The organism is Arthrobacter sp. H5, from assembly GCF_000520595.1.
GTDB lineage: Bacteria > Actinomycetota > Actinomycetes > Actinomycetales > Micrococcaceae > Arthrobacter_D.
Window position 1 is genome coordinate 19,514 of record NZ_KI914990.1, and the last position, 10,524, is coordinate 30,037.

At 62.7% G+C, this 10,524-nt stretch carries 7 protein-coding genes and 1 pseudogene; 4 read left to right on the top strand and 4 right to left on the bottom strand.

The window, feature by feature from the left end; genetic code table 11:
• Position 1: 1 nt before the first annotated feature.
• Complete coding sequence (locus Y708_RS0109270) at positions 2-1,174, bottom strand: Gfo/Idh/MocA family protein (protein ID WP_173401512.1); 1,173 nt, start codon at positions 1,172-1,174, stop codon at positions 2-4.
• A gap of 94 nt (positions 1,175-1,268) precedes the next feature.
• Positions 1,269-2,312 carry a substrate-binding domain-containing protein gene (locus Y708_RS0109275; RefSeq protein WP_028279720.1) on the bottom strand — a complete coding sequence of 348 codons (1,044 nt, stop codon included), beginning with the start codon at positions 2,310-2,312 and terminating at the stop codon, positions 1,269-1,271.
• 156 nt (positions 2,313-2,468) lie between these two features.
• Between Y708_RS0109275 and Y708_RS0109280 the strand changes: the two genes are divergently transcribed.
• The 4 genes from Y708_RS0109280 to Y708_RS24000 all read left to right on the top strand — a co-directional run bounded on the left by Y708_RS0109280 (position 2,469) and on the right by Y708_RS24000 (position 7,683).
• Entirely contained in the window at positions 2,469-3,989 is a 1,521-nt protein-coding gene (locus Y708_RS0109280; protein WP_155853793.1) for a sugar ABC transporter ATP-binding protein, read from the top strand.
• A 74-nt stretch (positions 3,990-4,063) separates the two neighbouring features.
• The gene (locus Y708_RS0109285; protein WP_253905760.1) at positions 4,064-5,053 is read left to right on the top strand and encodes an ABC transporter permease; all 990 of its coding nucleotides are present in this window, start codon (positions 4,064-4,066) and stop codon (positions 5,051-5,053) included.
• A gap of 45 nt (positions 5,054-5,098) precedes the next feature.
• A complete protein-coding gene (locus tag Y708_RS0109290; protein ID WP_253905759.1) occupies positions 5,099-6,208 on the top strand; it encodes a polyprenyl synthetase family protein in 1,110 nt (369 codons plus the stop codon).
• 203 nt (positions 6,209-6,411) lie between these two features.
• On the top strand, positions 6,412-7,683 hold the full coding sequence (locus Y708_RS24000) for an ROK family transcriptional regulator (RefSeq protein WP_051478853.1): 1,272 nt from the start codon (positions 6,412-6,414) through the stop codon (positions 7,681-7,683).
• A 142-nt stretch (positions 7,684-7,825) separates the two neighbouring features.
• Here Y708_RS24000 and Y708_RS0109300 read toward each other — a convergent pair whose 3' ends face one another.
• Positions 7,826-9,913, bottom strand: coding sequence for a PQQ-dependent sugar dehydrogenase (locus Y708_RS0109300; protein ID WP_216699762.1), 2,088 nt, complete (start codon positions 9,911-9,913; stop codon positions 7,826-7,828).
• A gap of 344 nt (positions 9,914-10,257) precedes the next feature.
• Positions 10,258-10,524: pseudogene (locus Y708_RS24005) on the bottom strand (alkaline phosphatase family protein); the annotation flags it as partial.

The window sequence follows — 10,524 nt, forward strand, 5'->3', positions numbered from 1 at the left end:
ATTAGATAGTTTTAGTCCAAATACTGTCAGCTTCCGCGCTGCGCTCCACACCGTTGAGTACCTTTTGCACCTGCAGGCCGTCGGCGAAGGACGGTTCCGGCTGGCGATTCCCGGCGATGGCTTCGATGAAGTCCTTTGCCTGGTGGACGAAGCCGTGCTCGTAGCCCAGAGCGTGTCCGGTGGGCCACCAGGCAGACATGTAGGGGTGAGCGGGTTCGGTGACCATGATGTTGGTGAATCCCTGGCGGGTGTCTGGCGCCGTCGCGTCGTAGAAGCCGAGGGAGTTCATGTTCTCCAGGTCGAAGGAGATGGCGCCGATTGAGCCGGCGACTTCAATGCGCAGCGCGTTCTTGCGACCGGTGGACATCCGGGTGGCTTCGAACGAACCGACTGCGCCGCCGTCGAAACGGCCGCTGAACAGGGCGAGATCATCCACGGTGACACTTCCGCGCCCGGCTGCGGCGGTGCCCGCCAGCCCAGACGACTCGCCGAGCAGCGGGCGCTCGTGGACGAAGGTATTGAGGATGCCGCTGACGCCGGTGATTTTCTGGCCGGTGATGAACTGGGAGAGGTCGACGGCGTGTGCGCCAAGGTCGCCGAGTGCTCCGGACCCGGCCGAGTCCTTCTGCAGACGCCACGTCAGCGGGGCCTCAGCATCAACCAGCCAATCCTGCAGGTACGCGGCACGCACCTGGCGAACTTCGCCGATTGCGCCGGACTGGACCAGATCCCTCGCGAACGCTGCCGCCGGTACGCGACGGTAGGTGAAGCCGACCATCGCGAAGACGCCCTTGCCGGCGTGGTCCGCGGCGGCGGCCATCTGCTCAGCTTCTTCGAGGGTGTTTGCGAGCGGCTTTTCGCACAGCACGTGCTTGCCTGCCTCAAGCGCAGCAATTGCGATCTCGGCATGTGAGCCGCCGGGGGTAACAATGTCAATCACGTCAATGTCGTCACGGGCGATGGCAGCCCGCCAGTCGGTATCAGTCTGTTCCCAACCCCATTTTCTGGCCGATGCCTCCACGCCGCGGGCATTGCGTCCCACGAGCAGGGTCATTTCCGGCTTGGCTGGCAGGTCATGGAATCGCGGTGCAACCCGCCATCCCTGCGAATGGGCAGCCCCCATGAATCCGTGTCCGATCAGGGCGACCCTTAGGGGTGGTACGTCGTTCAGCATGTTTCCTCTTTATCCGGCGGCGGTTGTAAAACAGTTGGATCGAGGTGGGGCGCCCCCTTGCCAGCGACAGGACGCCCCACCTCTCATCGTGGTCCTACGATTCGAAGGCCGTCGGCAGGTACTGCTCAACGTTCTCGCCGGTGACAACCGGTGCGTTCAAAACGATACGCTTCGGAACTTCCACTTCCACGAGATCGCTCATGGCCTTGTCCTGCACGATCAGGCGGGCCAGGCGGATTCCGTCTGCTGCCTGGGTGGCCGGGTAGATGACGGTAGCTTCGAGGACGCTCTCGCCGGACTGAATCTCGCGCATGGCGTTGGCCGAGCCTGCGCCGCCGACCATGAAGAACTCGTCGCGGCCCGCGTTGTCGATGGCGGCCAGGACGCCGACGCCCTGATCGTCGTCGTGGTTCCAGAGGGCGTCGATCTGTGGTGCTGCGGACAGGAGCTGCGACGTTGCTGCTTCGCCTCCCGCAATGGTGAAGTCGGCTGCGACGCGGTTGTCCACGTCGAGGCCGCAGGATTCCAGTGCGTCCGCGAAGCCCCGGCTACGGTCCTGCGTCAGAGGCAGCGAGTCGACGCCTGCGATCTCGGCAACCACTGCATCGTCATTACCTTCGAGCTGCTCGCAGATGTAGGTTCCGGCGCTAACGCCCATTCCGTAGTTGTCGCCCAGGATGGTGGCGCGTGCCGCGAACGGGCTCGAGAATTCCCGGTCAACGTTGATGACGGGTATGCCTGCCTCCATCGCCTGGGTGGCAACTGGGGTCAGGGCAGCGCCGTCGGTCGGCAGCAGCACGATGGCATCGACGCCGTCGTTGATGAACTGCTCAACCTGGCTGATCTGCAGGTTCGCGTCGTTGGTACCCTCAGCGACCCGCAGATCCACGTCCGGGAGGTCCTCTGCCGCTGCGAGAGCGGCGGAGTTGATGGCGCCCAGCCAGCCGTGGTCCGCGGCGGGACCGGAGAACCCGATAACCACGGTTTCACCTTCGGCCTGGTTGCCTTCGACGGATGCGTTGGTGGGTTGGGTGTTGGTGTTGCCGGCTTCGGTTGTGCACCCGGTAACAAGGGCACCGACAGCTAGGAAGGCACCGGTGGTGACGAGCATCTTCCGGCTCGTACGAACAGCAAGCATGTGTATCTCCTCAGTGAGTTAGGTGCGTCTTCGCCAAGGGTGCAGCATGCGTATTTCATGACCGCAACTTCGCGTGACTGCAATCACAATAACAGAAGATCGTAAAAAATCGACGACTTTATACCGATTGCCGACATAATGTGTTAGTTTCGTCTCATGTTCGAAGAAGATCGGCCACGTCCGTTGCTCGAAGTTCGGGGAATCACCAAGCAGTTTGCTGGTGTCCAGGCGCTTAAAGGCGTCGACCTGCAGGTGCTTCCGGGAGAAGTGCACTGCGTCATGGGTCAGAACGGAGCCGGCAAATCCACACTCATCAAGATGCTGTCCGGGGTACACCAGCCCGATGGCGGCGAAATCCGCTGGGAAGGGAAGGAGATATCACTTCCCGGCCCCACCGCCGCACTGGACCTCGGGATTGCAACCATGTACCAGGAGCTCGACGTCGTTGACGGACTGTCTGTCGCCGAAAACATTTTCCTCGGCCACGAACACGCCAGCGGAGGCGTACTCCACGTCAAGAAGGCAAACGCCATAGCGCACAAGCTGCTCAAGCGGCTCGGGCACGGCAGCCTTTCGCCGTCCACCGAGGTCGGCACTCTGTCGGCTGCCAACAAGCAGATTGTGAGCATGGCGCGTGCCCTGTCGCGGGACACGAAGATGATCATCATGGATGAGCCGAGCGCCATCCTGGACTCCGGTGAGGTTGCCAACCTCTTCCGCGTGGTGCGGGAACTCACCGCCCAAGGCATCGCCGTCGTCTACATCTCCCACCGCCTCGAGGAGATCCGGCAGATCGGTGACCGCATCTCCGTCATTAAAGACGGCCGGAGTACAGCAAATGGATTGAGCGTCACCGATACTTCAAGGGCGGAACTGATTCGCCTGATGACGGGCAGGGACGTTGAGAACGTATTCCCCGACAGACAACCCATCGCGGCCGATGCCCCGGTAGTGCTCGACGTGGACAACGTCGAACTCTTCGGACACTTCGAGAAAGTCAGCTTCACTGTGCGGGCCGGCGAGATCCTCGGTTTCGCCGGGCTGGTGGGATCGAAGCGCTCCGAAATCCTCGAAACTATTTACGGTGCACGCAGGGCCTCATCGGGCAAGGTCTCGGTGAATGGCAAGACGCTCAGGCCGGGATCGGTGACGTCGGCCGTCAAGGCCGGAATGGGTCTCTCACCCGAGGAACGCAAGAGCCAGGGGCTCATCCTGGATGAGCCGCTGTTCAAGAACGTCACCCTTTCAACCTTCGAGCGCTTCGCCCACGGGGGCTACCTGAACGAACGCGCTGAGAGGAACGCAGCCCGCGAACAGATCGCTGCCCTGGAGCTGCGTCCGGCTGATCCGGACCGACCGGCCAGAACGCTTTCCGGCGGAAATCAGCAAAAGATCCTCCTCGCCCGCTGGCTGGTGCACGGAACGCCGGTGCTGCTGCTGGACGAGCCCACCCGCGGCGTCGACGTCGGCGCACGCGCCGAAATCTACGCACTCATCCGCAAACTTGCGGCAGCCGGGACAGCGATCATCGTCGTCTCGAGCGAAATCGAGGAAGTCCTGGGCCTCGCCGACAACGTACTCGTGATCGACGACGGCAAGGTCCTCACCCAAACCAACGCAAGCGATATAGACGAGCACGGAGTGCTCGACCTCGTCATGAAGGGAAGTGCCGCGTGAGCGAGCAGAATACCAAGGAGGCTGAGCCGCGTGTCAACGCGCCGGCCGACCACAGCACCCCCAAGGCCAATCCTCTGCAGAACTTCCTGAGGGGCTCCGGGGGCCGCAGCCTGGGGCTGGTTATTGCTCTCGCGCTGCTCTTCGTGGTGGGTGCCATCACCAGTGGAGACCGATTCCTCAACCTCGAGAACTTCCTCACCATCTTCCGGTACGCGTCGATCATCGGTGTGATCAGCATCGGCGTCACCTTCGTCATCACCGCCGGCGGCATCGACCTCTCCGTCGGTTCAGTCATGGGCCTGGCAACCGTTGTTGCCAGCCTCACCGCCGTCCAGCTTGCTGCCACCCAGTCACACTGGATCCTCATGGTCCTCGTCGCACTCGCCGTCGGCGCGGGTGCGGGCCTGATTAACGGACTGGTGATCGCATACGGCAACGTCGTCGCCTTTATTGCCACACTGGCCATGCTGGTCGGTGCGCGGGGTTTTGCCGAGCTCATCTCCGGCCGCAGCACCCAGATCGTGACCAACCGCGACTTCCTGCAGATCATGCGCGCTGACTTCCTCGGCGTGCCCATCCTGATCTGGATTTTCGTCCTCGTGGCTGTAGCGGGATGGTTCCTGCTGAACCGCACCACCTTCGGCCGGCGGACCATCGCCATCGGCGGAAACCTTGAAGCATCCCGGCTGGCCGGTATCAAGGTGAAGCGGCACCTGGTCTACCTGTACATCCTCGCCGGGGTCGCGGCCGGCATCGCGGGCGTCATGATGCTCGGCCGCACCACCGCAGGAACCTCAACGCACGGACTCCTCTACGAGCTCGACGCGATTGCCGCCGTCGTCGTCGGCGGGACATTGCTCATCGGTGGTCGCGGCACGATCATGGGCACGGTTCTTGGTGTGCTGATTTTCAGTACCCTGACTAACGTCTTCATCCAGAACAACCTGGACACCTCCGTCCAGGCGCTCGCCAAGGGCCTGATCATCGTCGTCGCAGTTCTTCTGCAGCAGCGGTTCGCGGCCCGCGGTCCACGCAGGGCAAAAGCCAAGCCGATCAGGGCGTAAGCCCCGGAGCACCAACCAGCCGAGATCAGGTCGTGAGCCGGCTCCGTGAGCCGTAGAGAACCGGAGGATGCAGTGAACTTCCTGAACGGGGACCACGCGCTGCACGGCAACGCAGACCTCGAACTGGTCGAGGATGCGCTCCAGCGGTTCTTCGTTGACTCGAAACTGCGCGCCGTCTCCGTGAATGCGACGTATCTCGGCCTCTGGGAAGCACTCGAAAGGGCAACCGCGGGCGGCAAACGTGCCCGCCCGCGGTTGGTTATGCTCGCCTACCGGCAGCTTGGCGGTAGCGATTTCTCCAGTGCGGCGGAACTCGCTGCCTCCTACGAGTTCCTGCATAGCGCGCTCATTATTCACGACGACGTCATCGACCGCGATTTCGTTCGGCGCGGCATCCCCAACGTCTCCGGCCACTACCGAAGCAAGGCCTCGCGTGCCGGTGCACCCTCGGCGGCTGCAGAGCACGCCGGAGTCTCGGCCGGAGTTCTTGCCGGCGATCTGGCCCTCTCGAGCGCCTACCGCCTGTTGAGGGCCATCGCTGCCCCGGCTGCCGTCCGCCAGCGGCTGAACGAGATTCTCGATGACGCAATTTTCTCCTCCGTCGGCGGGGAGGTCCTCGACATAGAGTTCAGCCGAACCTCAGAAATGCCTTCGCTCGAAGACATCACCAAGGCGGCACATCAGAAGACGTCCGTCTACTCGTTCGAGGCGCCGCTGCAGGCGGGAGCCGTGCTGGCCGGGGCACCGGAACCGGTCGTGAACGCGCTGATCTCCTTCGGACGTTATGCCGGAATCGCGTACCAGATTGCCGATGACGTGCTGGGCGTGTTCGGAAAGGAAAGCCGCACCGGGAAAACCAGTTGGGGCGATCTCCGGGAAGGCAAGCGGACGGCCCTGCTCTCCTGCGCGGCCACGAAACCGGAATGGAGCAGCATCGCTTCTCTCGTCGGGTCCCAGGACATGACGGCCGCGGAGGCCGAGTACGTCCGCTCGATGCTGGTGGCCTGCGGCGCAAAGGACTACGCCATCAATCTGGCCACCGAAAACGCCCACCTAGCCGTGATGCACCTTGAGTCCGACGGACTGCCCGAGGCCTTGAGAAGCAGCCTTGAGCGCATGCTGTTCTCCGTCATCTCCGACGTGAGCTCGCCCTAGCCGCACCTCACGGTTCCGATCCTCGTGGAGACCGCCTGCTCTGCCGCTATCATGAAGGAATATATCCGGCACCGAGGCGATCTGCCAGGAAGGACCTGAACCGGGGTGGAAGGGAAGACGTCGGCGCCTGCCATGGTGCTCTCCCTCAGCCGTTCAGTTCCAGGGGCGATCGCTGAATGCGCAGCCGGACAAGGTGCAGCGAAATGACTGCACCATCGCACTATGAACGCATCCAGCGCACGGTCGCCGTGACCAATCTCGGCAACAACCGTGACTCCACCCGGCAGCACAATCTCTCCACCGTGCTGCGCCTGGTGCACTCCATGGCGGGCTTTTCACGCGCCCAACTCACCCGGGCCACCGGGCTCAACCGGTCAACGATTGCCGCGCTCGTCGGTGAACTCGTCCAACTCGGCCTTGTGGTCGAGAGCAACCTTGACCAGGCGCAGCAGCACGGACGCCCCAGCATCATGATCGAGCCGAGTCCTGGAGCACTCGCGCTGTCGGTCAACCCGGATATCGACGTTGTCAGCGTTGCGCTCGTCTCCCTGGGCGGTCACATTGTGAACCCAGTGCGCTTCCATACCGTCCGCGCGCCGTCGGTCGCGGAAGTAGTGAACATCGTGACGGCGGTCTACTCGGGAATGCGCACCTCGCTGCCCGCCGGGCACCGGATCATGGGCGTTGGGCTCGCCATTCCGGGACTTGTGGATCCCGTGGACGGAACCGTCATTGAAGCGCCGCACCTTGGTTGGCGCGACCAGCCGCTCGCCGCGCTCCTCAGCGCCGCACTAAAGCTTCCGGTCATCGCAGCAAATGACGCCGTTGTTGGCGCCCGCGGCCAGGCGACGTTCGGCGCAGGCCGTGACGTCTCAGACCTTATCTACCTCTACGGAGGAGCGAGCGGCATCGGCGGCGGCGTGATCAGCGGAGGCCGCCTCGTTCGCGGAGCTACCGGATTCGCCGGGCAGCTGGGCCACACGCACGTGCGCTCTGGCGGCGCGGAATGCACGTGCGGGTCCTTCGGTTGCCTCGAAGCCGAGATTACGCGTGAAGAGCTCATCAACGCCGTCGGCCTCCCGGCCGGTGAGACGGAGAGCCTCGAAGAGGTGGTGTTGGAAAAACTGCAGGATGAGTCAGCGTCCGAGGAACTGCGGGAGATCATCGACCGTCAGGTCCAGTTGCTGGCGACAGGGCTGCAGAGCGTCGTCAACCTGCTGAATCCCTCCCTGATCGTTTTGGGCGGGTTCCTGCGCATCCTGGTTCGCGCCGCGCCGGACGCCCTCAGCGAGGCGCTGCACACCCCCGGAACGCGCGGCCCCCGGGAGAACGTGGTCATCGAGTTGGCACCCCTTGGCGAAGATCCCATCCTTGTCGGTGCTGCCGAACTCGCTTTCGAACCACTCATTCGGGATCCCGTCGGCTTTCTGCGCCGACATGACGACGACGCCGGCGTGCCGGTTCCGTCCCTATAGCTCTCCGCGCTTCCAGAAACCAGCGAAACAACCTCGAGGAACACGAAGAAGCGGATTCTGTTCCAGCCTGAGCTGGGACGGAATCCGCTTCTTTCAGGGCCGGTTGGCCCTTATTGTGCGATCACCGGTGCTCCTCAGAGCATTAGTTGGTCGGAACGAGAACCACTTCAGCGGTTCCGGTCAGAGGCTCGGAAGCCTCATCCCCGGCGTCCGTGTAGGAAGCGTTGAAGACACCCGACAGGTCATCTACCGCGGGATCATGCCCCTCAGGAACCGTGGTGGTGATGGATCCGGTGCAGCCCGATGTGGTGGTCTGCGGGTGGCCGTGGGTGTGGTGACCCAGGATGTAGGTGACCTTAACCAGGGAGCAGTCAATGGGCTGGTCATCTGTAACGCTGACCTCATACTGGATGGTGTCACCGAACTGGAAGTCCTGCCCTGCAACCGGGCTGATGAACTCCACAACCGGTGCCTGGTTGCCAACCTCAATGCTCACCTCGGCGGAGGAGTGCCGGCCCCGGTGCTTGCCGCCCTGGTCGGTGACCTGAAGGCTCGCGGTGTAGGTGCCAATCTCTTCATAGGTGAAGGTGGGGTTTGCTTCCTGCGAATCCACAACGCCGTCGGAGTTGAAGTCCCATTCGTAGCGCAACTTGTCGCCATCGGCGTCGGCTGTGCCTTCGCTGGAGAACTGTACGGTCAGGGGCGCCGCCCCGACGGTTGGGGTACCGGACGCCAGGGCGACCGGGCTGTGGTTGCCGTTCTCGCCGATGTAATCGATGCGGGAAACCTGCGCATCCGGGTTTTCACCGAAGTAGCCGTCACCGTATTCGAGCACGTACAGCGCTCCGTTGGAGCCGAACTCCATGTCGATCGGGTTGTCCGTAACGAGGGAGTCAACAACGTTCTCGATCGATGCGAGTTCACCGTTCTCCGTGGTCATGCCCTTGATGTAGTCGCGGGTCCACTCGTAGAGGAATGACTTTCCGTCGTAGTATTCCGGCCATGCCACGGGTGCGCGGGCCGTGGTTGCTTTCTTGTCGAAGGAGTAGGCTGGTCCGGCCATGGGGCCGATGCCGCCGGTCTCCAGTTCAGGGAACTCGGCCGAAGCGCCATAGGTGTACCAGACCTCTGGCTGGGCTACCGGCGGAAGCTCGCGGAGCCCGGTGTTGTTGGGAGATTCGTTGACGGGCGCCTCGCAGTTGAATGTTTCGCCGGAGGTGCCGGTGGCGAAGTCGTAGTCAACGTAGGGCAGTTCAGCGGTGGCGCAGTAGGGCCACCCGTAGTTCGAGGGCTCAGTCACAACAGCCCACTTGCCGGTTCCCGCAGGGCCGCGAAGCGGATCGGCGGACCGGGCGTCGGGGGAGTAGTCAGCTATCAACAGTTCGTCTGTGTTTTGGTTGAGTTCGATGCGGAACGGGTTGCGCAGGCCCATGACGTAGATCTCAGGGCGCGTCTGCGCGGTTCCTGGTTCGAAGAGGTTGCCCTCAGGAATGGTGTAGCCCCCGCCCTCGGTCGGAGTGATGCGCAGGACCTTACCGCGCAGGTCATTTGTGTTGGCGGCGGTCCGCTGTGCGTCGTACGCCGGGTTGCTGTCCGGGCGTTCGTCAATCGGGGTGTAGCCGCCGGAAGAGAAGGGGTTGGTGTCATCGCCGGTGGAGAGGTAGAGGTTGCCATCGGCGTCGAAGACGATGTCGCCGCCGACGTGGCAGCAGATGCCGCGATCCACGGGAACCTCGAGGATCTCCTGTTCGCTGGCGAGATCGATGGTGGAGCCGTTGAACTGGAAACGAGACAGGAGGAGCGAGCCCTTGAACGGTTCGAAGTCGGCGGCGGTGCCGGTGATTGGCGCATCGCCCTCGTTGATGCCCGGAGTTGCGGGATCATCGACCGGGGTGTTCTGGGGCGGTGAGTAGTACAGGTAGACCCAGTTATTGCCCGTGGTCCCGAAGTTGGGATCGAGGGCGACGCTCTGGAGGCCTTCTTCATCATGCTGGTAGACATCAAGTGTTGCTGCCAGCGTGTTGAGGCCGGTCTCTGCATCGTTGAGCCACACCTCGCCACCGCGGGTGGTGTGCAGGACATCGTTGCTGGGCAGGACGGCCAGGTCTACAGGCTCGCCCGGCGTATCATTCAGGGTCACCTTCTGGAAGTTTGCATCCGCCGGAGCGGCCGCCGGTGTTGCGTCGGCGTCTTCTGCCTGAGCGGGTACAACGGCGAAGGCGGTGGCCATCAGTGCCACCATTGCCAAGCCGGCGCCCGCTCGCGCAGCGCGCTTCATTGAAAATCGGGCGGCATCACTCTGATGCCCGGAAGCTTGCGCTATCCCGTGTCGATTGACTGTCATTGTTCACTTTCTTCTCGCCTTTGAGGACCCGGACCAGCCGGAGTCAGGTTATCTAAAACGCTAATAGAAGGGCGACCATTGCGCTAGTGGTTTGAACAAACAAAGTAGATATTTTTCGCGCAAATTATAATGGCTAAAGGCAGGACAATGCCGCGCTTGCCTGTGAGGAAGCGCGTTTGACGCGGGAACCCATTTTGTTGTGCGAAAAGCTCAAAACTAATCCGACACCGTTAACTCCGTATTCCCTGCGTTTCGAGCACCAGCCGTTTCACCGCGGCTGCCGGCACCTGTCTGCCGCTGTTCACCAGCTTTTCGATGGAGGAGGGGATCTGGTCCTGGGAGGCGATGATCAACGGAGTGCTGTCCTTCGAATCGGGGAGCCTTCCGTGCGTTCCGCGCACATGCGAAGCGTCCAGTGGCACCGTGCTCATGGCATACCGAAGCCCGAGTTTCTTTTTCGCCAGATTCAGTCCGGCCTTTGCCTTGGCGAGCCTGTC